Raw genomic sequence first — 26,411 nt, 5'->3', positions numbered from 1 at the left:
CACCGGGAGGAGACGCGGATGGCGGACAAGAGCTTTCTAACCTGGCCGTTCTTTGAAGACCGGCACCGTGCCCTGGCGGCGGAACTGGACGATTGGGCCGGGGCACATCTGGGGGGCATCGATCATTCCGACACGGATGCGGCCTGCCGCTCGCTGGTGGCGGCGCTGGGCGCGGCGGGTTGGACCCGGCACAGCGGGGCAGAAGCGGGTGAGCAGCTGGATGTGCGCACGCTGTGCCTGATCCGCGAGACGCTGGCGCGCCATGACGGGCTGGCCGATTTTGCCTTTGCCATGCAGGGGCTGGGCACCGGGGCAATTTCGCTGTTCGGCACGCCGGAGCAGCAGGCGGAATGGTTGCCGCTGACGCGGGCGGGCAAGGCGATCTCGGCCTTCGCGCTGACCGAGCCGCAGTCGGGGTCGGATGTGGCGAACTCCACCATGACCGCGACGCTGGACGGCGAGTCTTACGTGCTGAACGGCGAGAAGACCTGGATCTCCAACGGCGGCATCGCCGATGTCTACACGCTGTTTGCCCGCACGGGGGAAGCGCCGGGCGCCAAGGGATTGAGCGCCTTTGTGGTGCCTGCGGGCCTGCCGGGGTTCGAGGTGGTGGAGCGTCAGCAGGTGATCGCGCCGCATCCCTTGGCGACCTTGCGCTTTACCGACTGCCGCATTCCGAAATCCGCCCTGCTGGGCCAGCCGGGGCAGGGCTTCAAGATCGCCATGTCGGTGCTGGATGTGTTCCGCTCCACCGTGGCGGCGGCGGCATTGGGCTTTGCCCGCCGCGCGCTGGATGAAGCGCTGGAGCGGGTCACCACCCGGCAGGTGCAGGGCGCGCCGCTGTTCGACTTGCAGATGGTGCAGGGCCATATCGCCGACATGGCGCTGGATGTGGACGCCGCGGCGCTGCTGGTCTACCGCGCCGCCTGGGCCAAGGACACTGGCGCTGCGCGGGTGACGCGCGAGGCCGCGATGGCCAAGCTGTTCTCCACCGACCAGGCGCAGCAGGTCATCGACAAGGCTGTGCAGTTGCATGGCGGCGACGGGGTCCGTTCGGGGCAGAAGGTAGAGGAACTCTACCGCGATATTCGCGCTCTGCGCATTTACGAGGGTGCATCAGACGTGCAGCGGGTGGTGATCGCGCGCCAGGCACTGGCCGCCTTTCAGGGAGGAAATTGAGATGCTGGGACCGACAGCGCATGTGGATACGTTCACCCGCGACAATCTGCCTCCGGCAGAGCAATGGCCGGAATTCCTGCTGGAGGGGTTCGACTATCCCGAATACCTGAATGCTGCGGTCGAGCTGACCGATGCGATGGTGGAGAAGGGGTTTGGCGACCGCACCGCGCTGATCGGCAACGGGCGCTATCGCACTTACAAGGAGCTGGCCGACTGGACCAACCGGCTGGCGCATGTGCTGACAGAGGATCTGGGCGTGAAGCCGGGCAACCGGGTGCTGATACGCTCGGCCAACAACCCGGCGATGGTGGCCTGCTGGCTGGCGGCGACCAAGGCGGGCGCGGTGGTGGTCAACACCATGCCGATGCTGCGCCGGGGCGAGCTGGCCAAGATCGTCGACAAGGCGGAGATCTCCCATGCGCTGTGCGACACCCGGCTGAAGGACGAACTGGTCGCCTGCGCCAAGGATTCGGCGTTTCTGAAGACGGTGGTGGGGTTTGACGGCACCTCCAACCACGATGCGGAGCTGGACCGGCTGGCGCTGGAAAAGCCGGTGAGTTATGAGGCGGTGAAGACGGGCCGGGACGATGTGGCGCTGCTGGGGTTCACCTCGGGCACCACGGGATCGCCCAAGGCGACGATGCATTTTCACCGCGACCTGTTGATGATCGCCGACGGCTATGCGCGCGAGGTGCTGGATGTGCAGCCCGAAGACGTGTTCGTGGGCTCGCCGCCGCTGGCCTTTACATTTGGCCTTGGCGGTCTGGCGATCTTTCCCTTGCGCTTTGGCGCAGCGGCGACGCTGTTGGAAAATGCCAGCCCGCCGAACCTGATCGAGATCATCGAGAAATACCGCGCAACCGTCTGTTTTACCGCGCCAACCGCCTATCGCGTGATGCTGCGCGCGATGGAGGAGGGGGCGGATCTGTCCTCGCTCAGGGCGGCGGTCTCGGCCGGGGAGACCTTGCCCGCGCCGGTGTACCAGGAGTGGATGGAGAAGACCGGCAAGCCGATGCTGGATGGCATTGGGGCCACCGAGATGCTGCATATCTTCATCTCCAACCGTTTCAGCGATCACAAGCCCGCCTGCACCGGCAAGCCGGTGAGCGGCTATGAGGTGAAGGTACTGGACGCCGACGGCAATGAGGCCCCGCGCGGCGTGGTTGGCAGGCTGGCGGTGAAGGGGCCGACCGGCTGCCGATACCTGGCCGACGCCCGGCAGGCGGATTACGTGCAGGACGGCTGGAACATCACCGGCGACAGCTTTGTCCAGGACGCCGAGGGGTATCTGCATTTTGCGGCTCGCAACGACGATATGATCGTCTCGGCCGGCTACAACATCGCCGGTCCGGAGGTCGAGGCAGCGTTGCTGTCACATCCGGCCGTGACGGAATGCGCGGTGGTCGGCGCGCCGGACGAGGCGCGTGGCGAGATCGTGCAGGCACACGTGGTATTGGCCGGGGGCCATCAGCCGGGTGATGAGCTTGTCAAGCTGCTTCAGGACCACGTGAAGGCAGAGATTGCCCCGTATAAATACCCGCGGTCCGTCCTGTTCACCGATGCGCTGCCCAAAACCGAGACCGGCAAGATCCAGCGGTTCCGCTTGAAACAGTAAAGGTCCCCTCCGGCTTCAGGCGATTGTACTTGCCGGGATGATGCAGAGATAGGCCGGGAAGGTTGCGCTGGCGGCGACCCGGGGCAGTTTTGCTCCTTTGGAGAGGTCACCGCGGTGATCGCATACCGTTGCTATGTAAGGCGCTAGAGGTCCGGAGGTGCCACTTGCCGTGCCTTCTAGGCGAAGAAACCGAGGTTGCACGGCGCTGCCGGGCCGCAACCGAACGGTTCGCCCTGCGGAACTGTCGTTCCTAGCGTCTTTTGGGGGGACAAATCACCGCAAGGCCTTGATTTTATTTGGAGGCGAGTACCGGAATCGAACCGGTGTACACGGATTTGCAATCCGCTGCGTCACCACTCCGCCAACTCGCCTTTTGCCTTATTTCTAAGGTCCTTGTGGTGTGTAGCGGGGAGTACCGTGATTCACGGCACAGTACAAGCCTAAACATGCACAAAGCGTCGGCGTTTCATCGGCTCCTAAACGCGTACTTGGGCAAAGCACCTCGCTAGCTGGGGCTCTCAGCGGTGGGGCATTATGAGCGCGCAGCAGGGCAAGCCGTCATGCGTCTTGGTTTTCAAGGGCGGTGCGCTCGATGGCTTTGGCGATCAGTTGCGGCACCCCGGTCAGGGCGCCGGTCACCGGCAGCACCTGTCCGGAGAAAACCGCGTCTTCCAATGCTTCGGGGATGTCCTGTCGCACGTGGTCACCGGCCTGCGCGAAAAAGGGCAGGCAAAGGCTGCGGGGGGGCAGCTGCCGTGCCGCCTCGGCGAGCCGGGGGGCCTGTTCGATATAGCCGATCGACACCGTCCAGCCGGGCAGGTGGGGCCGCAACTGCGCGGCGAAGGCCTCGGCCGCCTCGGCCGCCTTGGGACCGCGGGCGGAGCCATGGGCTGCGAGCAACAGATGCAGATCCTCTGACGCTGGCCAGGCCTGTTCCTGGGCAGACTGCAGCACCGCCTGCGCGGCCACCTGTGGCAGCGCGGGATCAAGCCCGAACGGTGACGCGACGTGGCAGGGGATGTCTGAGAGCCGCTCTGGCAATACCTTGGAGGTGAACCAGCCACGGGACATGAAGAAAGGGTATATGATCGAGCCCGGCGTCACTGTCGCTTCCAGCTGACCGGGGCTGGCGAGGGTAGCGGAGCGGACGTCCCAGTCGGGCAAAAACGCGGAAACAGCCCGCGCAACGTCTGCCAGGTCGGCCTCGGCCGGGGCGGGTGCGGAGGGCTGGCCGTGGGCGGTGATGACGGCGGTGCGCTGGGATTGGCTCACGGTCGCTTCCTTCAGGTTCGCCGGTCGACAGGCGTGGTGCGGGGCGGGTTTATCGTGATATCTGACGGGTTTGGCGGCTCGGGCGCAAGGTGAAACTCACTTTTTGGCCGTGGCGGAAAAATCCCTGTTACAAGGTGGTTGACCTTCCCGAACGCTTCCCATAAATCAGCAAATACTCCGAGCGGGTATGGTGAAATGGTATCATAAGAGCCTTCCAAGCTTAAGGTGCGGGTTCGATTCCCGCTACCCGCTCCAAACTCTCCCTGATCTTCGCAGTCTACCGTTTGGCGGATATCCCTGCCTGTTGCCTGGGCGGTGGCCCGCGGCCTTTGCGTGGCACGGTGATACAGTGTGACGCGCCCGGAAACGGGCCAGAAGAGGCATTTGCACGGGCTGTGTGCTTGACCTGCCGGGCCGAGAGGGCCATGAACCCTGACGAATGTGCGGGGGTCGCTCCCCGCCTGCCCACAGTGCAAAAGGAACCGGCATGGCGCGCAAACCGGCAGCCCCGAACTCTGAACAGGAGCGGGCAACCTCACGCAAGATCGGGGTACTTGCAGCCCTGTGGCCCTTCATGCGGCCCTACCGGGTGTTGATGTTTGCGGCGACCTGTGCGTTGGTCATGACGGCCGGGTTGTCATTGACGCTGCCGCTGGCGGTGCGGCGGGTGGTCGACAATTTCCGGGTGTCGGATTCGGAGCTGTTGAACCTGTATTTCAGCGCGGCACTGGTGATCGCGGCCTTGCTGGCGGTGGGCACCGGGTTGCGCTACGCGCTGGTCACGCGGCTGGGTGAGCGGGTGGTTGCCGACATCCGCAAGGCGGTTTTCGACCGGGTGATCGGCATGAGCCCCGCCTTCTACGAACGCATCATGACCGGCGAGGTGCTGAGCCGGATCACCACCGATACCACTCTGATTCAGTCAGTTCTGGGGTCCTCCGTATCAATTGCCCTGCGCAACCTGTTGATTTTCCTTGGCGGCATGGTGCTCATGCTGCTGACCTCGGCGAAGTTGACGCTGATGGTGTTGTTGATCGTGCCGGCGGTGATTGTGCCGATCCTGTTCCTGGGGCGCCGCCTGCGCGGCATCAGCAAGGAAAATCAGGATTGGATCGCGGCCTCTTCCGGCAATGCGGGCGAAGCCCTGGGGGCGGTGCAGACGGTGCAGGCCTTCAGCCACGAGGACCGGAGCCGGGCGGACTTTGCCCGCATGACGGAAACCGCGTTCGATGTCTCGCGCCGCCGCATCCGTACCCGCGCGCAGCTGACCGTGATCGTGATTTTCCTGGTGTTCTCGGGCATCGTGGGCGTCTTGTGGATGGGCGCCAACGACGTGCGCGCCGGGGTGATGAGCGAGGGCACGTTGATCCAGTTCGTGATTTACGCGGTGCTGGTCGCAGGGTCGGTCGCGGCGCTGTCGGAGATCTGGAGCGAGTTGCAGCGCGCCGCCGGCGCGACCGAGCGGCTGGTCGAGCTGCTGAATGCGGAGGACACGGTGCGGGACCCGGTTTCCTCGCGCCAGCTGCCGCAGCCGGTGCGCGGCGGCATTGAGTTCGAGGATGTGTCTTTCCGCTATCCGTCGCGGCCGGATGTTCCGGCGCTCGACGGGGTGTCGCTGACGGTCGCGCCCGGCGAAACCGTGGCCTTCGTTGGCCCGTCCGGGGCTGGCAAGACCACCATCATCCAGATGCTGCAGCGGTTCTACGATCCCAACAGCGGGGCGGTGAAACTGGACGGCGTGCCGCTGACCGATCTTCGGCGCGACGAGTTCCGGCGTCACATCGCGCTGGTGCCGCAGGATCCGGTGATCTTTGCCGCCTCGGCGCGCGACAACATCCGATTTGGTCGCCCCGATGCCACCGACGCCGAGGTGGAAGCGGCGGCGCAGGCGGCAGCAGCGCATGAGTTCATCCAGAAGCTTCCGGAAGGCTACGACAGTTTCCTCGGAGAGCGCGGCGTGATGTTGTCGGGCGGTCAGAAGCAACGCATCGCCATCGCCCGCGCCATTCTGCGTGACGCGCCGGTGTTGCTTCTGGACGAGGCAACCTCGGCACTGGATGCCGAGAGCGAACGCCTGGTGCAGGCCGCGGTTGACGAGCTGAGCCAGGGCCGTACCACGCTGATCGTGGCGCATAGGCTGGCGACGGTAAAGAAGGCAGACCGCATCGTGGTGATGGATCAGGGGCACATCGTTGCCACCGGCACCCATGATGAGCTGGTGGCCGAAGGCGGGCTCTATGCGCGTCTGGCCCGGTTGCAATTCACCGAAGGCATGGCCGCGCAGTAATTCGCAAGGCATCAAAGAACCGCGCCGGGTTAGGCCCCGGGCGACCGACCGCGCGGGGCGCGCGGCGGGTGTTCAGGCGCGGGCGGAGAGAAATGGCGTGACGTCACAGCGCAAGGTGACTTTGCGTGAACCGTCCCGACGCTTGCGCCAAATGCGGTTTGCAATAATCTGGCAGAACAAGAACACATCCCGCGATGCATCGGGGGACAAGGGAGGAGTTTCATGGTTTTTTCCGGCAAGGCGGACAGAGACGCGCTGCAGGCAGATATGCCGTTTGAGGAGCGCGGCCTGCCAGCCACGCTTTATGGGTTGCTGTCGCGAACTGCGGACAAGTTTCCGAACCGCAACGCGGTCAGCTATCAGATATTCTCGGGTCCGCAGGACAAGGCGGAAACGCTGACCTGGTCCACGCTGAAGGATCAGGTCAGCCAGGCCGCCAACCTGTTCCGCGCGTTGGGCGTGGGCGAGCAGGACGTGGTCGCCTATGTGCTGCCCAACTGTAACGAGACGCTGGTGACCATGTTGGGCGGGGCCGTTGCGGGGATCGTCAACCCGATCAACCCGCTGCTGGACGCAGAGCAGATCGCCTCGATCCTGCGCGAGACCGGTGCCAAGGTCGTCGTCACGCTGCGCCCCTTCCCCAAGACCGATGTGGCCCAGAAGGTGGCGGAGGCGGTGCGCCATGCGCCGGATGTCGCGACGGTGCTGGAGGTGGATTTGAACCGCTACCTGACGCCGCCGAAGTCCTGGATCGTGCCGTTGATCCGGCCCAAGCTGGCCGCCGATGCGCGTGCGCCACAGGCGAAATACCTCAGCTTTGCCAAGGAGATGGCGAAACAACCCAAGACGCTGGCTTTTGCCGATTCCGCGGGCGACCGGGTGGCCTGCTATTTCCACACCGGCGGCACCACCGGCATGCCCAAGGTGGCGCAGCACAAGTATTCGGGCCTGATCTACAACGGCTGGCTGGGGCATACGCTTTTGTTCAGCGAAGAGGACAACATCATGTGTCCTTTGCCGCTGTTCCATGTGTTTGCCGTGCATGTGATCGTGATGGCGGCGATCGCGTCGGGCGCGCATGTTGTGTTCCCGACACCGCAGGGCTACCGCGGCGAAGGCGTGTTCGACAATTTCTGGAAGCTGATCGAACGCTGGAAGATCACCTTCATCATCACCGTGCCGACCGCGGTTTCGGCGCTGATGCAGCGCGAGGTCGATGCTGATATCTCCAGCGTGAAAACCGCCTTCTCCGGATCGGCCCCGATGCCGATGGAGCTGTTCAAGCGATTCGAGGCCGCCTCGGGTGTGGCCATCGTCGAGGGCTACGGGCTGACCGAGGCGACCTGCCTGGTGTCCTGCAACCCGCCCGGTGGCGAGAAGAAGGTCGGCTCCGTCGGTATTCCCTTTCCCTATACGGATGTGCGCATCGTGCAGCAGAACGGTGCGGGCGCGCGGGAATGCGGCGTGGACGAGGTGGGCGAGATTTGCGTCTCGAACCCGGGTGTCTATGCCGGGCATACCTACACCGAAGCGGACAAGAACGTGGGACTGTATTACCAGGACAAGTTCCTGCGCACGGGCGACCTGGGGCGGATCGATGCGGACGGCTATCTCTGGATCACCGGTCGCGCCAAGGACCTGATTATCCGCGGCGGCCACAACATCGACCCGGCGGAGATCGAAGAGGCGCTTCTGGGGCATGAGGCGGTCGCCTTTGCCGGGGCCATTGGCCAGCCGGATGCCCATTCGGGCGAACTGCCCTGCGCCTATGTCGAACTGGTCGATGGTGCCAGCGTGTCCGAGAAGGAGTTGCTCGACTATTGCGCGACTCATGTCCATGAGCGCGCGGCGATCCCAAAGCATCTGACGGTGCTGGACGAGCTGCCAAAGACCGCGGTCGGCAAGGTGTTCAAACCGGACCTTCGAAAGATGGCCATCACCCGCGTCTACAATGAGGCGCTGGAGAAGGCCGGGGTGGCGGCACGGGTCACGTCCGTGGTCGATGACAAGAAACGCGGCCTGGTGGCTCAGGTTGCCGCCAATGGCAGCTCTGAGGCAGAGGTTGCGGGGGTGCTGAACAGCTTCACGCGCCCGTGGGAGCCTGCTGCGGCAAGCTGATCGCTGCACAGGTCATGCAGGCACGATTGGCCATCACCTTGGCCACACGGGGCGTCCCTTCTTGGGGCGCTCTTTTTTTCAACCATTCCATTTGCGGCCAAGCCCGCCTAGGCTCGGGAAAACTCTGGCCACCGGGAGGCACGGATGGATTACGAAAGGCTGATCGACGAGGAAACCTGGGAGTTTATCCAGAAGACCGGGGAACTGTATCCCGATGACGCCGTTGAGCTGCCGATCACCGAGCAACGCAAGATCTATGATGCGATGGCGCGCGAGTTCCGCATGCCACGGCCGGACGTGGTCGCGACGCAGGATGAGACCGCCCACAATGTGCCGGTGCGGATATATACCGCGGGCGATCCCACCCGCACGGTGCTTTACTGTCACGGTGGCGGCTTCGTGGTCGGTGGGCTGGACAGCCATGACGATGTCTGCGCCGAAATCTGTGCCCAGACCGGCTACCGCGTGGTCTCGGTTGATTACAGGTTGGCACCGGAACACCCGCACCCGGCGAGCTTTGACGATGTCTGGGCGGTGCTGACATGGGCGGGCACGACCTATGGCCGCAGTATTGTCCTCGCGGGGGACAGCGCCGGGGCGAACCTGTGTGCCGCGGTGGCGCATCACGCCCGGGGCCGTTGCGAGGTGGTGCTGGGGCAGGTGCTGATCTACGGGGCGCTTGGCGGCGATATGGACGAAGGATCTTATGTCGAACACGCCCATGCGCCGATGCTGACGCGCGAAGACATCCTATATTACACCAAGCTGCGTGCGGGGGGCGCGGTGCCGGAGGGGGATCCCCGGTTTTCGCCCCTGCAGGACAGCGATTTTGCGGATCTGCCGCCGACGGTCCTGGTGACGGCGGATTGCGACCCCGTGCGCGACGACTCGCGCCATTACCGTGATCGGATTCAGGCAGCGGGCGGCAAGGCGCACTGGATCAACGAGTCCGGGTTGGTCCACGGGTATCTGAGGGCCCGCCACAGCGTCAGCCGTGCCCGCGACAGTTTCGAGCGCATTTCGATTGCGATCGAAGCGCTTGGTCAGGAGATCTGGTCTTTCGAGGATTGATCGGGCGCTGCCGACACGATCCCCGCGCGATGGTCTGGGGCGATGGCCTGCGTACAGGCCACCGCCAGTTGGGGTTACTGCAAAAAGGAGGCGGCGGTCATGGTGTCCGCTACCGGGGCGCCCAGCCGGGTCAGGATGGTGGGCGCCAGCTGGCGTTGATCGATGACATCATCGCGCGCAGGCCCTTCAGCCTCGCCAAAGTAGTAGAGCGCCGTTTCCTGTTGCAGCGGATCGCGACCGCCGTGGTGGCCGCGTTCATCCTGGCCGTGATCCGCGGTCACGATCACCTCATATCCCATGTCCCGCCAGCGGTGGATGAAGGGCGCCAGCATTTCGTCCATCACGAAACAGGCGTGGTCCATCTCCTGGCAGTCGTGGAAGAACCGATGCCCCATGCTGTCCAGCGTACACGTGTGCAGCATGCCGTAGTCCAGGCCGAAGCGCATGCACAGGTTGGTCAGCGTGGCAAACAGATCGACGTCGCAGGGCGTCATCTGGTTGTCCTTGCCATAGCCGGTCATGCTGTGAAACCGGCCGTGGTTGATGGTGGCGCTGTCCGGTTCGTCATACTCGATGTCGCGCACCGGATCGAAGGGGTGGCGATTGAAGAAGGACGACCAGTAGCTGTGCGCCACGGCGCCAGTCACACCACCAGCCGCACGCACCTGCGAGAACACGTCCTTTTCCTTCAGGCGGAAGACATTGGCGTTGCCGGTGCAGCCATGGACCGCTGGCGCCACGCCGGTGTGGATCGAGGCATAACAGCTGGCCGAAATCGACGGCAGCACCGAGCGCAGCTTCCAGACGCGGGCGTCGCCGCTGTCGACCCATCCCTCCAGATTTCCGAACAGACGGCGAAAGTTGCGCCAGGGCACGCCGTCGAGAATGATGAGAAGAAGCTTGCTATTCATGGATGCTCCTTTGGGGGTCAATTCGCCTCACGGCCATCATGCGGACAAGGAGCAGCCACGCCGGTCCAAACCCGAAGAATGATGTCGCAAATGCGCTGTTTCACTGGAAAGGTCTCTTGATGCAAAGGGGGCGAAACCGCGCAAGGTGCAGTGGGTTTCCTCATCCGGCACGGCCTGGCATCGCAGGTCAGAAAAAGGCCCCCGCCGCGCAAGCGGGGCAGGGGCCATCAGCCTGAATTCCTGCTGGCGGCGTCAGTTGCCGGCGCTCTCCATCTTGCGGTTGGCGATCACCTCTTCCAGCCAGCCCAGCCGCATTTCCGGCACCGAGTTGAGTAGCAGGTCGGTGTAGTCGTCGAACGGCGGGCTGAGCACCTGGCTCTTGCCGCCGTAGCGCTGCACCTTGCCCTGGTACATCACCGCGATGTTGTCGGAGATCGCCCGCACCGTGGCCAGGTCGTGGGTGATGAACAGGTAGGCGACATCCTCGATTTTCTGCAGCTCCAACAGCAGCTTGAGGATGCCGTCCGCCACCAGGGGATCCAGCGCCGAGGTGACCTCGTCGCAGATGATCATCTTGGGCTTTGCCGCCAGGGCGCGAGCGATGCAGACACGCTGCTTCTGGCCGCCGGAGAGTTCCGCCGGGTAGCGATCGATGAATTTTTCGCCCAGCTCGATCTCGTCCAGCAGTTCGATGACCCGCTTGCGCTTTTCCGCGCCGCGCAGGCCAAAGTAGAACTCCAGCGGTCGGCCGACGATGGTGCCCACCGTCTGGCGCGGGTTCATCGCCACATCGGCCATCTGGTAGATCATCTGCAACTCGCGCAGGTCCTCGCGGGTGCGGCCCTTGAGGTCGGGCGACAGGACGCGACCGGCGAACTCGATTTCCCCCTCGCGCGGCGGCAGAAGGCCGGTGATCACCCGGGCGAGCGTCGATTTGCCGGAGCCGGACTCCCCCACCACGGCCAGGGTCTGGCCGGGATACAGATCGACGTTCACGTTGTGCAGCACGTCGAACTGGGTGCCCTTGTAGCGCGCGGTGATGTTGCGCACGCTCAGTACCGGCTCCTCGGTTGGCGATTTTTCCTCGTGCTCGATGGAACGGACCGAGACCAGCGCCTGCGTGTACTCCTCCTGCGGGTTGTTGATGATCTGGTCAACAGGGCCGTATTCGACCGTGTTGCCCATCTTCAGCACCATGATGTCATCGCTCACCTGCGCCACAACCGCGAGGTCATGGGTGATGTAGAGCGCCGCAACGCCGGTGTCGCGGATGGCTTCCTTGATCGCCATCAGCACGTCGATCTGGGTGGTCACGTCCAGCGCCGTCGTCGGCTCGTCGAACACCACCAGGTCCGGCTCGGGACAGAGCGCCAGCGCCGTCATGCAGCGCTGCAGCTGGCCGCCCGACACCTGGTGCGGGTAGCGGTCGCCGATGTTGTCCGGATCCGGCAGGCCCAGCTTGGCAAACAGCGCGCGCGCACGGGCCTCGGCCTCCTTGCGGGAGAACTTCTTCTGCTCGACGGCGGCTTCCACTACCTGGTCCATGATCTTCTTGGCCGGGTTGAAGGACGCGGCTGCCGATTGCGACACATAGGTGACCTCGCCGCCGCGCAAGCGGCGGATATCGCCGAGCTTGGACTTGAGGATGTCGCGGCCGTTCACCCAGACCTCGCCGCCGGTGATCTTCACGCCGCCGCGGCCGTAGGCCATGGAGGCAAGGCCAATGGTGGATTTGCCGGCCCCGGATTCACCGATCAGCCCCAACACCCTGCCGGGCGCGAGGTCAAAGCTGACCCCGTGCACGATCTCGATGTCGCGGGGCTTCTCCCCCGGCGGGTAGACGGTCGCGCCAATCTTCAGGTCGCGGACTTTCAACAGGGTATCGCTCATCCGCGGCCTCCTTTCAGCGAGGTTGTCCGGTTCAGCACCCAGTCAGCGACCAGGTTCACCGAGATCGCCAGCGTGGCGATGGCAAAGGCCGGGATCAGCGCCGCCGGGATGCCATAGACGATGCCTTCCTTGTTCTCCTTCACGATGCCGCCCCAGTCAGCCTCGGGCGGTTGCACACCCAGGCCCAGGAAGGACAGGGTGGAGACGAACAGCACCGCGAAGATGAAACGCAGGCCCATCTCGGCGATGAGCGGCGACAGCGCGTTGGGCAGGATCTCGCGGAAGATGATCCAGGCGGTTTTCTCGCCGCGCAGACGGGCTGCCTCGACAAAGTCCATGACCTCGATATCCACCGCGACGGCGCGGGCCAGACGGTAGACGCGGGTGGAATCCAGAAGGCCCATCACGATGATCAGCATCGGAATGGTCACCGGTGCCACCGACAGCACCACCAGTGCGAAGATCAGCGTCGGGATGGACATCGCCAGATCGACGAAACGCGACAGCATCTGGTCGACCCAGCCGCCCATCACGGCGGCAAAGAAACCCAGCACGGAGCCCAGCGTGAACGACAGAACCGTCGCGGCAGAGGCGATGAAGATGGTGGTGCGGCCGCCGTAGATCATCCGGCTCAGCAGGTCGCGGCCGATATTGTCGGTGCCCAGCAGGTAGTCGGCGCTGGAGGGCTCCCAGACGTCGCCGACAATTTCGCCGACCCCGTAGGGCGCCAGCAGCGGAGCAAAGATGGCCCCGAGAAAATAGAGGGCGGTGAAAAACAGCCCGACGAGTGCGGAAATGGGGATATTCTTCATTTCGGATGCCTCAGACGCGGGTTGCTCAGGATGGCGACGATGTCGGCAATCATGTTCAGGCCGATATAGACCGCGGCAAAGATCAGGCCGCAGGCCTGCACCACGGGCACGTCACGCTTGGAGACATGGTCGACCAGATATTGGCCCATGCCGGGGTAAACAAAGACCACTTCGATCACCACGACCCCGACCACCAGATAGGCCAGGTTCAGCATCACCACGTTGACGATCGGCGCGATCGCGTTGGGAAAGGCATGACGGAAGATCACCTGAAAGGCATTGAGGCCCTTCAGCTCGGCGGTCTCGATATACGCCGACTGCATCACGTTGAGGATCGCGGCGCGGGTCATGCGCATCATATGCGCCAGCACCACCAGCGTCAGCACGGCGACGGGCAGCGCGATCGCGCTCAGCTTGTCCAGCAGGCTCATGCTGTCGTTGATCATCGCGACCGAGGGGAACCAGCGCAGCTTCACCGCGATGAAATACATCAGCACATAGCCGATCAGGAATTCGGGGATCGAGATCGAGGCGAGCGTGACGGCAGAGATCAGCTTGTCCGGCCAGCGGTCCTTGTAGCGGACGGCCAGCAGGCCGAGAAAGATGGCCAGCGGCACCGCAACCACGGCGGCCCAGAAAGCCAGGAACAGGGTATTCCAGAACCGGTTGCTCAGTGCTTCGGCAATGTCCTGTCCGCTGGTCAATGCGGTGCCCAGATCGCCCTGGATCGCACCGAACAGCCAGGAGAAATAGCGCTCCACCGGCGGGTCGTTGACGCCCAGTTCGGCGCGCAGGTTGGCCAGGGCTTCAGGGGTTGCGGACTGGCCGAGAATGGACTGGGCCACATCCCCCGGAAGGACGATGGTCCCGGCGAAGATCACCGCCGAGATGAGCAACAGAAGAAGTAGGCTCAGCGCGATGCGCTGAGCCAGAAGTTTCACGATTGGGGACATCTTAGGCTTTGACCCACATCTTGCTGGCGGCGTAGCCGTTCATCAGAACCTGCCCCGGCATGCCTGCCACGAACCCGTCCACGCGGTCGCCGGTCGCTTCGACGAAGTCGTTGAACATCGGGCAGATCAGACCGCCTTCGTCGCGCAGGATCGTCGACATGTCGGCGTACATCTGCGTCCGCTTGGCCACGTCCAGCTCGCCGCGGGCGGCGATCAGCATCTGGTCGAACTGCTCGTTGTTGAAGCGGGTGTCGTTCCAGTCGGCAGTCGACAGATAGGCAGTGGTGAACATCTGGTCTTGGGTCGGACGGCCGCCCCAGTAGCTGGTGCAGAAGGGCTTGTTGTTCCACACTTCCGACCAGTACCCGTCATTCGGCTCGCGCTTGACGTCCAGCTTGATGCCGGCGCTGGACAGCGACTGCTGGAACAGCGCCGCCGCATCCGGCGCACCGGGGAAGGAGTTGTCGGAGGTGCGCAGCAGGATGGAGCCGTCGTGACCCGACTTCTTCAGGTGGTGCATCGCCTTGTCGGGATCGAAGGTGCGCTGCTCCAGCTCGGTGTACATCGGATAGGAGGCGTTGATCGGGGTGTCGTTGCCGACGGTGCCGTAGCCGTTCAGGATCTTGTCGACCATTTCCTGACGGTTGATGCCGTACTTCAGCGCCATCCGCAGGTCGTTGTTGTCGAACGGGGCCGTATTGCAGTGCATGATGAACACGTAATGGCCTGCCGCCGAGGTCGAATGCACGGTGATGTTGGGCGCGCGGTCGACCAGCTTCGCGGTGCGCGGCGGCACCCGGTCGATGACGTCCACCTGGCCGGACTGCAGTGCGGCAACACGGGCGGTGTCGTCGTTGATGACGATGATTTCCACGGTCTCGGCATAGCCCAGATCGCCCCAGTAGTTGGGGTTCTTCTCGGCCACCACGCGCACGCCCATGTCGGCGGACTTGATGATGTAGGGGCCGGTACCGATGGCTGCGGCCGGGTCATCGACGCCGCCACCCGGTTGGATGATCAGGTGATAATCGGCCAGCAGATAGGGCAGGTCGGCATTCGGGCTGTCCAGTTCGAAGACCACGGTGTCACCGTCCGCGCGCACATCCTTGATACCGCGCATGATGCCCAGGGCGCCGGACTTGGTGTCTTCGCCGCTGTGGCGCTCCATGGTTTTGACCACGTCGTCAGCGGTCACGTTCTGCCCGTTCGAGTAGGTCACGCCGGGGCGCAGTTTGAAGGTCCAGGTCTTGGCGTCCGCCGAAGCCTCGTAGCTTTCGGCCAACTTGCCCTCAATGCCGCCGTCCTCGGCCAGCTCGACCAGGGTTTCGCCCCAGAGGCGGGTGATCATCAGGCCAGCGGTGTTGGTGACCAAAGCCGGATCGAGGCTGTCCGTGGTCGAGCCGCCTTGCAGACCCATACGCAGGGTGCCGCCTGTCTGGGGACCGGCCGCGCGGGCGCTGTTGGCGAGGACAAGATTGGCGGACACGGCGGTAAAGCCCAGAGCCGCGGCCTTGCCCAGGAATTCGCGACGCGACAGCTTGCCTGCCACGGCCTGGCTGGCCAGATACTGGATGTGTCTGTTCATGAGGATCTCCCGGTTTGATTAGGTGCTGTAAACACCCGTTTTTTAATTGATGGTTCAAGATTTGCGCATTTGCCGCAGCCTCGCAAGGATTATTCGCGGCGGCCCCGGAGGGGGCGCACATGCAGAGTCATGGCGAAATCGCAGCGCGTCGCCTTTGTGTGGTTAGGTGCCGTATTCAGATTGTCGTGCGGCGTGTAAATCAAATTTCCGGCCGGAATGCGACCAGAATTTTTTTACCCTACGGAGCCGCAAACGCTTAATTTAATTGCGCTGACGTCGCTAGCTCGCAACCTGGAGTTGCCAAAATGTTGCCGCAAACATGGGCATGCCACGTCTCAACCAGCCCTGTTGACCCCGACGCGAGTCACCTTGCTTCGATCCGGTCACAGCGGCCACCGGTCGGTTCAGCGCTGTGCGGTATCCAGCCAGATGGTCACCGGCCCGTCATTGACCAGCGCCACCTTCATGTCGGCGCCAAAGCGGCCGGTGGCGACGGTCAGGCCCTGCTGCCGCACGGCTTCGGCGAAATGCAGGTAGAGGCGTTCGCCCTCCACCGGCGGGGCAGCCTGCGAAAAGCCGGGACGGTTGCCGCTGCGGGTGTCCGCTGCCAGGGTGAACTGGCTGACGACCAGGATGCTGCCGCCGGTGTCCAGCACCGAGCGGTTCATCCGCCCGGCCTCGTCCTTGAAGATGCGCAGCTTGGCGATTTTCGCGGCCAGTTGCTCGGCCGCCGCCTCATCGTCGCCTTGCATGGCGCAGACCAGGACCAGCAGGCCGGGGCCGATTTCGCCGCAGACCTCTTTGTCTACAGTGACCGAGGCTTCTGTAACCCTTTGTATCAAAGCGCGCATGCTCAGGCTCTCTGTGTTGGTGTCCCGGGGCTCTTTGGCGAGACGATCTACTGTTGTCCAGCCAGATAGGCGACCGCTGCAACCACGACCGCGGCCGTTAGCGCAGCAAGGGCAATCTTGATGGCGGAATAGGGGCGTTCGCCCTGAACCTTGCCGGATTGGCCATTGACGACAAAGCGATAGGTCTTGCCACGGTACTTGTAGGCGGCCAGCCAGACAGGCAGCAGGATATGTTTGAAGGTGACGTCCGAGACCTGCGTGTCGATCGCGTGGATGCGCTGGCGGTCGCCGCCGATGTCAAACCGCACGTCCCGCTCGATCACCCGGTCCATCCGCTGGCGGGCTTCGGCAAAACCCGTTTCCAGGTCCACGCCATAGGCCTCGGCCCGGAACCCGGCCAGGTATTGCGGCTGGTAAGGCTCCAGTTGCGACAGGTCCCAGGGATCCAGCGCGTCGGTGTAGCGTTTCGGCAGGCTTCGCGACGCGAGGACCAGAACATCGTCAAAGAAGCGCTGTACCCGTCCCGCCACGGGGCGCCAGCGCACCTTGGCGACCTGGCGGGTTTCGGTACGGCCATTGCGCTGGACACGCTCGGTGACGTAATACACCGTGCCGTGCTCTCCGCGGTAGGTGCTGCGGGTCTGGGCGTCATAGGTCCAATAGGGCACATAGATGCCCTGCATGCGCCGCCCCTTGCGGGCATATTGCTTCAGCCCGCTGGGCGCGAACCACAGTTGCCCCAGCCAGTTGCTCATCGCCTGATGCGCCAGGCGTTCGGTTATGGCGAAGGGCAGCACAGCCTTGGGCTTGATCTGTCGGCTCTCGTCCGTGTCCGTGACCACCGGCGTTGCGCAAAAGGGGCATTCCCGGGCGTGTGTCTGAGGGTCGAACTCCACCTGGGCGGCGCAGTTGGGACAGGTGCTGACCCGGGTGACTTCCGTTTCGATCTCGGGCAGCTGCTCCGCCACCGCGGCGTGAAAATCCAGCTCCTTCAGCGCGGATCCCTTCCAGGGGCCGCTGCGAATGCGGTCTGTATGGCCGCAATGCGCACAGGTCAGCTGGCCGGTGGCCGGATCATAGGTGTAGTCCGCGCCGCAATTCTCGCAGGGAAAGCGGTGGGTGGTTTCGGCGGCGGTTTCGGGCGCAATCGGCGGCGGCGGCATCGTCACGGTCGGGCGTACCTGTCAGGTAAAGGGCGGTCGAAAGTCGGGCAGGGGCAGCAGCAAGATGGCGAGGGTCAGCCCGCGGGTGGCGGCGGAGGCGGGGGCGGCGGCAGAATGGTGAACAGCTGTGCCAGTTCGATCACGTCCCCGGCCCGTTTCCAGCCATCCTGCCCGGGCGTCCACACATGGGTGTCGCGGGTCAGGGTGCCATCCTGCGCCATGCGCCCCATGCGGGCCTTGGAGAAGGGCCCGGAGGTCTGACCGTCGACAGCGATGTGCCAGACATGCTCCACCGGGGGCGGCGGAGGTGCCACCGGGGCGGTTTGCGACCTTGCGGCAGGCGCGGCCTGGGCCGCCGCAGCGGGGGCGGGACGGGCGCCCCAGGGGCCCGAAGGCTGACCCGCCGCACCCGGTGCCATCTGTTGCGCCATCTGCTGGGCCATCGCCATACCCATGCCCATACCCATTCCGGCGCCCATGCCGCTGTTCGGGGTCCGGGCCGCCGCCGTCATCGCCTCTGCGGCAGAAAACTGGGTGTAGCGGCCCAGATCGCCGAGCACGCCCATCTGGGTGCGCTTGTCCAATGCCTCCTCCACTGCCGGCGGCAGCGAGATGTTCTCGATGTAAAGCTCGGGCATCATCAGGCCGTATTCTGCCAGCGTACCGGAGATCTCTGCCGCCACCAGCTTGCCCAGATCGGCGGTGTTGGCGGCCATGTCGAGGACCGGGATACCGCTGCCTGCCACCACGCGGGAGAACTCCTGCACGATGATGTTGCGGATCTGAAAGGAGATCTCGTCCATGGTGAATTCACCGTCGGTGCCGACGATCTCGGTCAGGAAGCGGGCAGGGTCCGCCACCTTGATCGTGTAGGTGCCATAGGCGCGCAGCCGCACCGGGCCGAATTCGGGGTCGCGGCAGATGATCGGGTTCTTGGTGCCCCATTTCAGATCGCTGAAACGGGTGGTGTCGACGAAATAGATCTCGGACTTGAACGGCGACTGGAAGCCGTGGTCCCAGTGCTGCAGCGTCGTCATGATCGGCATGTTGTTGGTCTCCAGCATGTAGAGACCGGGGGTGAAGACATCCGCCAGCTGGCCCTCATGCACGAAAACCGCCGCCTGGCCCTCGCGCACCGTCAGCTTGGCGCCATATTTGATCGCGTGGCCTTCGCGCTCGAACCGCCAGACCATCGTGTCATGGGTATCATCCACCCAGTGAATGACATCGATGAATTCACCCTTGAGAAAATCGAAAATACCCATCAGTCAGGTCCTCTTCATGTGGCGGCCTACAGGTCGCGGCCGGTCGCCTCGCGGGCGAGGATGCGAACGATCGGGCGGGCGTCCTCGGCACGCATGCCCGTCTTCAGTCTTGGATCATACAGCATCTGCAGCAGCTTCTCGTCGAAACTGGTCAGCAGGGCGAATTCGTCGTCATCGTTGAAGATCGAAGGCCGCGCCCGCGGGCTGTCGTTGCGAAGACCCAGGCCCTGCGCGACTTCCTCATGCACGCAGCTTTTGCGCACCAGGTCGGGGTGTTCGGCGCGGATCAGGGCCACGCCGTGGCTGTAGGAGAGCGGATCCTCCTGCGGCCCACCGGCGATCACCAGGCAGTAGTAGTTGCGCGGCGGGGCGGCCAGCAGCGACAGGTCCTTGGCGCTGATCGAGGGCAGCAGCTCGCGCACCCGCTCGGCGACAAAGGCGCTGTCGTCGAGGCTGGCGAAGATCACGTGGAAATTGGCGCGGCTGCTGACCATGCTGATCGGGTGCCGGGTGATCCGTGCCAGCCGCGCCGCGTAGTCGCCCAGCATCTGCTGGTCGGCGTCGCGCTGGGACTTCGGAACCGAGGGGCCGAACTCGGCCGCGATGCGCACGGGCTTGTCCCAGCGCCCCAGTTCCCCGGCCACGTCGGAGCCGCCGTATTCATCGTAGAAGGCCAGCGCTTCAAAGCTCTCGGCCAGATCCTCGGCGTCGTAGGGGGTGTCGGGCCCGCCGCCATCGGTGCGCAGCAACCCGCGGGTCAGCAGGTCCCGTTGCAGGGTCTGGTAGTAATAGGCCAGTTGGGCGCTGTCGGCGGAGGGTTCGTAGACCGCCGGTTGCAGCGTGGCCGGGCGCGGGCGCGGCACCAGCGACTCCGGTTTTGACATCGGAAGACAGCCCGCCGTCGCAACCAGAGCGCCAAGGGCGGCGCTGCGACCGAGCACAGACCTATGTGCCGCGACCCGCCGCATGGCTCAGCCCGGCACCGCGGTGCCGGCATTGTCGCCCACCCCGTCCCGACGGGCCTTGGCGGCGGCCAGCGTGTCGCGCAGCTCGGCTTCCATCTTCTGCAGCTCGGCCTCGGCGGCGGCGCGCTTGGCCTTGCCCTCGTCGGCGATCTTGAGACTGTCCTGGATGGTGCCGATCAGATCCGCGTTGGCCTGTTTCACCGCTTCGATGTCAAACACGCCGCGCTCCATCTCCTGCCGGATCATCTCGTTCGACTGGCGCAGGTTGGCGGCGTTCGAGGTCAGCAGTTCGTTGGTCAGGTCGTTGGCATCGCGCACGGCAGCGGCTGCCTGCGCCGAACGCTGGATGGTCAGCGCCTGCGCCAGCTGGGTCTCCCACAGCGGCACGGTGTTCACCAGGGTCGAGTTGATCTTGGTCACCAGCGACTTGTCGTTCTCCTGCACCAACCGGATCGAGGGCAGCGACTGCATGGTGACCTGGCGGGTCAGCTTCAGGTCATGCACCCGGCGCTCCAGGTCGTCGCGGGCGGCCCGCAGATCGCGCAATTCCTGCGCCTTCATCACCTGGTCGCCTTCGGGCGCCGCCTGCACCTCGGCCTCCTTGGCGGGGATGGCGGTGCCGTCCAGCTCGGCCAGCTTGGCCTCGCCCGCGGCGATGTAAAGCGCCAGCTCGTCGTAGAACTCCAGCGTCTTTTCATACAGCAGGTCCAGCGACTTGATGTCCTTCAGCAGCGTGTGTTCATGGCCCAGCAGGTCATCGGTGATCTTGTCGATCTGCTCCTGCACGGTTTCATAGCGGGCGGTGAACTTGGCAAAGGGCGCGGCGCGGCCCAGCAGGCGCTCCCAGAAGGACGGCTTGCGGCGCATGTCCAGTTCCGACACCGAGAAGCCGCGAATGGTGGTGACGATGTTGCGCAGGCTGTCGCCAGCCGGGCCCACGTCCTTGTTGCGCACATCCGCCAGCATCGCCTGACTGATCGTCTGCAACTCCGCCTGCGCGTCGGAACCGAAGTGGATGATCGAGTTGGTATCGGCCATATCGATCTGGTTCATCCGCTTGCGGATCGCCTCGGAGGTCTCGGCATCGGCCTCCTCCAGCCTCTGCACCTCGGCCTTGGGCTCGGGCAGTTGGGTGGCGGTGACTTCCTGAACCAGAGTTTCGGCCTCAGCGGCCTTGGTTTGAATTGCTTGGGACATAAATGGCTTCCTCACTCATCAGTTCCGGTCCAGGTGGACCCCTTCACGCTGCAAGCGGTCGCGCAGCACGTCGATTTCAACGGTCAGATCCGTGCGGTCCTCAACCAGCAGCTTGCGGGTGCGGGCGGCGAAATTCTGTTCCAGATCGTCCAGCAGAGCCAGGTAATCGATGCGGGCCTGCTGATCGCCGCTGCGGTCATAGATGTCGGCGAATTTCACAGTAGCATCCTTTGCGCCCCGCAAATAGACGGTCAGGTACTTGCGCGCGGCGGTGAGATCGCGCGGGTCCTCTTCGACGGTGCGGAACAACTCGCGGGCAATGGCCTGAAACTGTTCCACCCGTGCTTCCAGCTGCCGGTCGCGGGTGCGCTGCACGGCCTGCGTCATCGCCGACAGGTTGGCTTCGGCCTCGTCGACGGCACGGGCCACGCGCGAGCGTTGAAAATCGTCAACCCCGTCGGCGCCCTTGTCCTGCAAGGGGTCAAGGCCAAAAGCCGCGAGATGCAGCCCGGCGGCCGCGAGGCCGTAGAGCGCCATTGTCACGATGCTGGGATCGCCCTTGGCCGCGGCCAGCGCCGCGCCGCCGCCAGACAGGACCGCGGCCAGGATCTTGCGGGGCAGGGCGGGGCGGCGCGCGACCTTGCGCGCCTGGTAAGCGGCTTCGGCTTTCAGCCCCTCGCGCAGCAGCAGCGCCGCGCCGGTCCAGGACAGCGCGCCCACCAGCCCGAGTGCAAGCCCGGTGGCGCCGTCGGTCAGGGACAGCAGCGTCAGCAGCGCCGGCGGAACAAACATCAGGTTGGCGCGCAGACCGACGGGATCGACCTGCACCCGTGCCGGGCGTCGCGCCGCAGGCGTGCCCTTGGGCTGGGACGCCTCCGTGGTTTTCGTATCGGGACTGTACTTGCCGCCGTAGCGCTGTGCCATCCGATCAGCCCCCCACGATCCAGCCGGTGCCAAGCCCCAGCAGAAGGATCAACAAGGCGACGAAGGCAATTTTCTGCACGCGAGCATCCCCCAAAGCAGCCAAAAGCGATTAACTAATTGGAAACCTAGGGGATAGGTTGCGATCTTGCTAGGGGGAAGTCTGCCGCAATTGTCTCAGCGCCGGGGTTTCTTGCCACCCGGGGGCTTTGCGCCGCCGGGGTGCGCCGGGCGTCCTGCGCCTTTGGGGGTGCCGCGGCCGCCGGGGGCCGCACGGCGGCCGGTCGATGGCGCGGCGGGTTTTCCGCCCGGGGCGCGCACCGGTTTGTCGCCCCGCTTGCCGTCGGGGCGTCCGCCCGGTTTGCCTGCGCCACCAGTTGCCTTGTCCTGGGGGGCGCTGCCGGGTCTGCGCCCCGGTTTGGCGCCTGGCTTGCCACGGGCGCGGGTCGGACGCGCGGTCGGGGCGGCCTCCTCCGGTTCCAGGCCCAGTTGGTCGCGCACCACGCGCGGGCGCAGCTCCTCGACCTCGCCGGGTTTCAGCTCGCCAAGTTGAAACGGCCCGTAGGACACCCGCAAAAGCCGGTTCACGGTGAAGCCGACATGTTCCATCGCGCGGCGGATTTCGCGGTTCTTGCCTTCGCGCAGCCCTACCGTCAGCCAGGCATTGGCACCTTGCTGGCGGTCCAGCGTCACCGTCATCGGTTGGAATTTTTCCCCGTCGATCACCGCCCCTTTGCGCAGCGGCGCAAAATCTTCGTCGCGGGGACGGCCATTGATGCGCACCCGGTAGCGCCGCAGCCAGCCGGTCGAGGGCAGTTCCAGCTTGCGCTTGATGGCCCCGTCATTGGTCAGCAGCAGCAGCCCTTCCGAGTTCAGGTCGAGCCGCCCGACCGTCATGACCCGCGGCATATCCTCGGGCAGTTCGTCGAAAATCGTCTTGCGGCCCTTTTCGTCGCTGGTCGTGGTCACCAGCCCGATCGGCTTGTAATACAGCCACATCCGCGGCGCCTCCGCTTCGGGCAGGGGCTGGCCGTCGACGCTGATGCGGTCTCGTGCCGTCACGTTCAGCGCCGGGCTGTCGATCTTCTTGCCGTTTACCGACACGCGCCCTTCGGCGATCATCCGCTCGGCCTCGCGGCGCGAGGCCACGCCAGCGCGCGACAGTACCTTGGCGATGCGGTCGCCCTCGGCAGCTTTGCCGTCAGTCGGATTTGCAGCGGGCGCTTTGCCTGCTGCGGCTTTCGGGGCCGGTTTGCCCTTCGGGGATGCGGGTGTTTTGCTCATAAGGCTGCCATAGAACATTCCGCCGCCTTGCGAAAGCGCGCAATCGCGGGCAGGAAGAGGCATGCGCCTTGCGAAAGCGCGCAATCGCGGGCAGGAAGAGGCATGACGTTCAAATCGCATATGGACAAGGCGCTGGAGCAGGCGCGGGCCGCCGCGCGCCGGGGCGAGGTGCCGGTGGGGGCCGCGCTGATCGCGCCCGACGGGCAGGTGACCGCGCTGGCGGGCAACCGCACGCGGGAGCTGAACGACCCCACCGCCCATGCCGAGATCCTGACTATCCGCGAAGCCTGCGCCCACCTCGGCAGCGAGCGGCTGACCGGTTTTGATCTTTATGTGACGCTGGAGCCTTGCGCGATGTGCGCCGCCGCCATTGCTGCCGCGCGTATCCGGCGGGTGTACTACGGGGCCTCCGACCCCAAGTCCGGCGGCGTGGCCCATGGCGCCTGCGTCTTCTCGCACCCGCAGGCGCATCACGCCCCCGAGGTCTACGAGGGCATTGCCGAGGCCGAGGCGAGCGCCTTGCTGAAGGATTTCTTCGCCCGGAAGCGCTGAACGCGAAACCAGCGGATGGGCTCGGCAATGGCCATTCCTGTTGTGGACTGTTGTGGCATGGGGGCATTTGCCCTATCGAGACCCATGTCGCGTGCCTTGGGAGCTGTCGTGGCGCCGCCAGCAGCCGGGGCGTCCTGAAACCGCATCCCCGAGGCTGCGGGCGGCTGTTGCAGGGGCGCAGCCCGATGCGCGTGCGCTGCACCTGTCGGCTCGCGATCAGCAGTCGCGCCGACGCAGTGCCGGGGGCGGGGGGAGGATACGCCAGCGCTGTGCCCCGATTGGTTCACATCACAGGAGACACATATGTATTTCATTCTGCTCTCATTTGCCGCCCAGAAGGATCGGCTGGCCGAGTTTCTTGAGGCGCACAAGGCGTGGCTTCAGCAGGGGTTCGAGGATGGGGTCTTCCTCGCGGCCGGCTCGATGACGGATGGCGAGGGCGGCGCGATCCTTGCCGTTGGTGAAACCGAGGACGAGCTTGCCGCCCGCATCGCAAAGGACCCCTTCGTGACCGGAGGCGTGGTGGAGCCGGAAATCATCGGCGTGGCGCCCACCATGATGGACCCCCGGCTTGACTTCCTGCGGGGCGGCGAGTGAGCCGGATCTACACCGCGCCCGATGGTCAGCCTCGCTGCGGCTGGGCCGCGTCGGCGCCGGATTTCCTGCGCTACCACGACGAGGAATGGGGCTATCCCGTGGGCGATGACATCCGCCTGTTCGAGAAAGTCTGCCTTGAGAGTTTCCAGTCCGGCCTCAGTTGGCGCACCATTCTGGACAAACGCGAGAATTTCCGCGCCGCCTTCGCCGGGTTCGATTTCAACGTGATGGCGGGTTTCGGCGCGTCGGATGTCGCGCGGCTGTTGCAGGACAAGGGCATCGTCCGCCACCGCGGCAAGATCGAGGCGGTGATCAACAATGCCGCCCGCGCGCAGGAACTGGTCGCCGAGGTCGGCTCGCTGGCCGCGTTTTTCTGGAGTTTCGAGCCCGCCCCCGAGGATCTGCCGGAACCGCAGACGGTTTCGACCACGCCGCGATCGGTGGCGCTGTCCAGGGCGCTGAAGAAACGCGGCTGGAAATTTGTCGGCCCCACCACCGCCTTTGCATTCATGCAGGCGATGGGGCTGGTGAATGATCATGCCTGCGGCTGCATCTGCCGCGAGCGTGCCGCGGCTGCCCGCGCGGCATTCACGCCGCCTAAACTGAAGTCCGCCGACTGACACAGGTGCCGCGCCGGGCCACCAAGGCCCGGCGCTGGGCCCAACGGGGGCGGATCTGCGCTGCAGATCCAGCGCCGGGCGGGAGGGCGCGCGCCCTTGGCGGACCCGCGCGCCCGTGCGGCAGGCCCGGTTCAGATCTCGATGGGCGTCATCACCTCTGGCTCGATCACCTCGACGCCCGGCAGCCCGTCGATCAGCGCCTTGGCGTCCTGCTCCAGGATCGGGAAGCTCTTGTAATGGCAGGGGATCACCGTCTTGAAATTGAAATAGCGCCTGGCCGCATAGGCCGCGCCCTTCATGTCCATGGTGAAATGCCCGCCTGCCGACAGGATGCCCACCTCCGGCTTGTAGAAATCGCCCATCCAGTCCATGTCTGCCATGATGTCGGTATCGCCCGACAGGTAGATGGTCTTGCCCTCGGCGTGGATCATGTAACCCACTTCGCTGCCGCCGGTGCGCAGCCCCTCGGGCGTCGAGAAGGTCGAGCTGTGCGAGGCGGGCACCATTGACAGCTGCACACCGCCCAGATCCACCGTGCCGCCCTTGTTGAAGCCGATGGTCTCAACCCCTTCGGTCTCCGCCCACAGCCCCATCAGGTCGTATTGTCCGACCACCGGCACCCCCAGCCGCCTGGCCAGCGGCAGCACGTCGACCACGTGGTCGAAATGCACATGGGTCAGCACAATATGGGTGGCGCCCGCGATCGCCGCCTCGTGCTGGTCTTCGGGCAGCACCGGGTTGCCGGTCAGCCACGGGTCCACCAGCAGCACCTGGCCTGCGGTTTCCATGCGAAAGGAGCCATGCCCCAGCCAAATCACTTTCATTGCCAAAATCCTCTTGCTGTCGGAGGTTGCGAAATCCGGTGCCAGCCTATCAGGCCGCGCCGCAAATGGAATGCGCAAGGGCTGCGAAAATCACCGTTGCGACGGGGAGATGCGCCGCTGCGCCCTTGCAGGCTTGCGGCGCGCCCCTTGCGGCGGTAAATGCCTACCCAACACGAGATGAGGGTTTCCATGTCGATTGACCAAAGCACCGCCGCCAAGGTGGCCAAACTGGCCCGGATCAAGGTCGAGGATGACGCGCTGCCGGCGCTGGCAGACGAATTCAACAACATCCTGGGCTTCATCGAGCAGCTGAACGAGGTGGATGTCGAGGGCGTTGAGCCGATGACCTCCGTCACCCCGCAGCGGCTCAAGCGTCGCAAGGATGAAGTGACCGACGGCAGCCAGCAGGACAAGGTCCTGGCCAATGCGCCGGACGCCCGCGAAGGCTTTTTCGCAGTGCCCAAGGTTGTGGAGTAAGA

General features: G+C 64.8%; 23 protein-coding genes and 2 tRNA genes. 10 read left to right on the top strand and 15 right to left on the bottom strand.

The window, feature by feature from the left end; genetic code table 11:
* The first annotated feature begins 18 nt into the window (after window positions 1-18).
* The gene (locus ACZ52D_RS02090) at window positions 19-1,179 is read left to right on the top strand and encodes an acyl-CoA dehydrogenase family protein (protein ID WP_222454007.1); all 1,161 of its coding nucleotides are present in this window, start codon (window positions 19-21) and stop codon (window positions 1,177-1,179) included.
* 1 nt (window position 1,180) lies between these two features.
* The gene (locus ACZ52D_RS02085; RefSeq protein WP_464442391.1) at window positions 1,181-2,794 is read left to right on the top strand and encodes an AMP-binding protein; all 1,614 of its coding nucleotides are present in this window, start codon (window positions 1,181-1,183) and stop codon (window positions 2,792-2,794) included.
* A gap of 297 nt (window positions 2,795-3,091) precedes the next feature.
* Here the strand turns inward: ACZ52D_RS02085 and ACZ52D_RS02080 are convergent.
* A tRNA-Cys gene (locus tag ACZ52D_RS02080) sits at window positions 3,092-3,165 on the bottom strand.
* A gap of 187 nt (window positions 3,166-3,352) precedes the next feature.
* Complete coding sequence (locus tag ACZ52D_RS02075) at window positions 3,353-4,066, bottom strand: CbiX/SirB N-terminal domain-containing protein (protein ID WP_464442390.1); 714 nt, start codon at window positions 4,064-4,066, stop codon at window positions 3,353-3,355.
* Window positions 4,067-4,247: 181 nt separating this feature from the next.
* Here ACZ52D_RS02075 and ACZ52D_RS02070 point away from each other — a divergent pair.
* From ACZ52D_RS02070 to ACZ52D_RS02055, 4 genes are all read left to right on the top strand, one after another.
* Window positions 4,248-4,321, top strand: a tRNA-Gly gene (locus ACZ52D_RS02070).
* A 232-nt stretch (window positions 4,322-4,553) separates the two neighbouring features.
* On the top strand, window positions 4,554-6,353 hold the full coding sequence (locus tag ACZ52D_RS02065; RefSeq protein ID WP_464442389.1) for an ABC transporter transmembrane domain-containing protein: 1,800 nt from the start codon (window positions 4,554-4,556) through the stop codon (window positions 6,351-6,353).
* Window positions 6,354-6,575: 222 nt separating this feature from the next.
* Window positions 6,576-8,471, top strand: a complete 1,896-nt coding sequence (locus tag ACZ52D_RS02060) for an acyl-CoA synthetase (protein ID WP_464442388.1) — start codon at window positions 6,576-6,578, stop codon at window positions 8,469-8,471.
* Window positions 8,472-8,615: 144 nt separating this feature from the next.
* On the top strand, window positions 8,616-9,542 hold the full coding sequence (locus tag ACZ52D_RS02055; protein ID WP_464442387.1) for an alpha/beta hydrolase: 927 nt from the start codon (window positions 8,616-8,618) through the stop codon (window positions 9,540-9,542).
* A gap of 74 nt (window positions 9,543-9,616) precedes the next feature.
* Here the strand turns inward: ACZ52D_RS02055 and ACZ52D_RS02050 are convergent, their stop codons facing one another.
* The 12 genes from ACZ52D_RS02050 to ACZ52D_RS01995 all read right to left on the bottom strand — a co-directional run bounded on the left by ACZ52D_RS02050 (window position 9,617) and on the right by ACZ52D_RS01995 (window position 23,339).
* Entirely contained in the window at window positions 9,617-10,453 is an 837-nt protein-coding gene (locus tag ACZ52D_RS02050; RefSeq protein ID WP_464442386.1) for an alkaline phosphatase family protein, read from the bottom strand.
* Between the two features lie 252 nt (window positions 10,454-10,705).
* Window positions 10,706-12,343 carry an ABC transporter ATP-binding protein gene (locus ACZ52D_RS02045; protein WP_464442385.1) on the bottom strand — a complete coding sequence of 546 codons (1,638 nt, stop codon included), beginning with the start codon at window positions 12,341-12,343 and terminating at the stop codon, window positions 10,706-10,708.
* Complete coding sequence (locus tag ACZ52D_RS02040) at window positions 12,340-13,155, bottom strand: ABC transporter permease (RefSeq protein WP_222454000.1); 816 nt, start codon at window positions 13,153-13,155, stop codon at window positions 12,340-12,342. Before ACZ52D_RS02040 ends, ACZ52D_RS02045 begins: the two co-directional genes overlap by 4 nt.
* Entirely contained in the window at window positions 13,152-14,108 is a 957-nt protein-coding gene (locus ACZ52D_RS02035) for an ABC transporter permease (protein ID WP_369927110.1), read from the bottom strand. Before ACZ52D_RS02035 ends, ACZ52D_RS02040 begins: the two co-directional genes overlap by 4 nt.
* Window position 14,109: 1 nt before the next feature.
* Window positions 14,110-15,693: an ABC transporter substrate-binding protein gene (locus tag ACZ52D_RS02030; protein WP_222453998.1), complete on the bottom strand. Its 1,584-nt coding sequence runs from the start codon at window positions 15,691-15,693 to the stop codon at window positions 14,110-14,112.
* Between the two features lie 404 nt (window positions 15,694-16,097).
* Entirely contained in the window at window positions 16,098-16,544 is a 447-nt protein-coding gene (gene dtd, locus ACZ52D_RS02025) for a D-aminoacyl-tRNA deacylase (protein WP_417473426.1), read from the bottom strand.
* Between the two features lie 47 nt (window positions 16,545-16,591).
* Window positions 16,592-17,707: a TFIIB-type zinc ribbon-containing protein gene (locus ACZ52D_RS02020; protein WP_464443102.1), complete on the bottom strand. Its 1,116-nt coding sequence runs from the start codon at window positions 17,705-17,707 to the stop codon at window positions 16,592-16,594.
* Between the two features lie 74 nt (window positions 17,708-17,781).
* Complete coding sequence (locus ACZ52D_RS02015) at window positions 17,782-18,972, bottom strand: SPFH domain-containing protein (RefSeq protein WP_464442384.1); 1,191 nt, start codon at window positions 18,970-18,972, stop codon at window positions 17,782-17,784.
* A gap of 26 nt (window positions 18,973-18,998) precedes the next feature.
* Window positions 18,999-19,856, bottom strand: a complete 858-nt coding sequence (locus ACZ52D_RS02010) for a DUF2927 domain-containing protein (protein ID WP_417473428.1) — start codon at window positions 19,854-19,856, stop codon at window positions 18,999-19,001.
* Between the two features lie 87 nt (window positions 19,857-19,943).
* The gene (locus tag ACZ52D_RS02005; RefSeq protein ID WP_464442383.1) at window positions 19,944-21,134 is read right to left on the bottom strand and encodes a toxic anion resistance protein; all 1,191 of its coding nucleotides are present in this window, start codon (window positions 21,132-21,134) and stop codon (window positions 19,944-19,946) included.
* Window positions 21,135-21,152: 18 nt separating this feature from the next.
* Complete coding sequence (locus ACZ52D_RS02000; protein WP_464442382.1) at window positions 21,153-22,058, bottom strand: 5-bromo-4-chloroindolyl phosphate hydrolysis family protein; 906 nt, start codon at window positions 22,056-22,058, stop codon at window positions 21,153-21,155.
* 174 nt (window positions 22,059-22,232) lie between these two features.
* Window positions 22,233-23,339 (bottom strand): pseudouridine synthase, encoded by a 1,107-nt coding sequence (locus tag ACZ52D_RS01995; RefSeq protein WP_464442381.1) that lies wholly within the window; start codon window positions 23,337-23,339, stop codon window positions 22,233-22,235.
* Window positions 23,340-23,441: 102 nt separating this feature from the next.
* Between ACZ52D_RS01995 and ACZ52D_RS01990 the strand changes: the two genes are divergently transcribed.
* The 3 genes from ACZ52D_RS01990 to ACZ52D_RS01980 all read left to right on the top strand — a co-directional run bounded on the left by ACZ52D_RS01990 (window position 23,442) and on the right by ACZ52D_RS01980 (window position 25,108).
* Window positions 23,442-23,891, top strand: a complete 450-nt coding sequence (locus tag ACZ52D_RS01990; protein WP_464442380.1) for a nucleoside deaminase — start codon at window positions 23,442-23,444, stop codon at window positions 23,889-23,891.
* A 303-nt stretch (window positions 23,892-24,194) separates the two neighbouring features.
* Window positions 24,195-24,488 carry a YciI family protein gene (locus ACZ52D_RS01985; protein WP_222453989.1) on the top strand — a complete coding sequence of 98 codons (294 nt, stop codon included), beginning with the start codon at window positions 24,195-24,197 and terminating at the stop codon, window positions 24,486-24,488.
* Window positions 24,485-25,108, top strand: a complete 624-nt coding sequence (locus ACZ52D_RS01980; protein ID WP_464442379.1) for a DNA-3-methyladenine glycosylase I — start codon at window positions 24,485-24,487, stop codon at window positions 25,106-25,108. The genes ACZ52D_RS01985 and ACZ52D_RS01980 overlap by 4 nt, the downstream gene beginning before the upstream one ends.
* 131 nt (window positions 25,109-25,239) lie before the next feature.
* Here the strand turns inward: ACZ52D_RS01980 and ACZ52D_RS01975 are convergent, their stop codons facing one another.
* Window positions 25,240-25,932, bottom strand: a complete 693-nt coding sequence (locus ACZ52D_RS01975; RefSeq protein ID WP_464442378.1) for a metal-dependent hydrolase — start codon at window positions 25,930-25,932, stop codon at window positions 25,240-25,242.
* Between the two features lie 189 nt (window positions 25,933-26,121).
* Here ACZ52D_RS01975 and gatC point away from each other — a divergent pair, with 189 nt between their 5' ends.
* Window positions 26,122-26,409 carry an Asp-tRNA(Asn)/Glu-tRNA(Gln) amidotransferase subunit GatC gene (gene gatC, locus ACZ52D_RS01970; RefSeq protein ID WP_019295734.1) on the top strand — a complete coding sequence of 96 codons (288 nt, stop codon included), beginning with the start codon at window positions 26,122-26,124 and terminating at the stop codon, window positions 26,407-26,409.
* The last annotated feature ends 2 nt before the right edge of the window (window positions 26,410-26,411 follow it).

This window comes from Leisingera sp. S2M4, from assembly GCF_055398055.1.
This window is presented reverse-complemented; position numbering and strand designations above follow the sequence as displayed.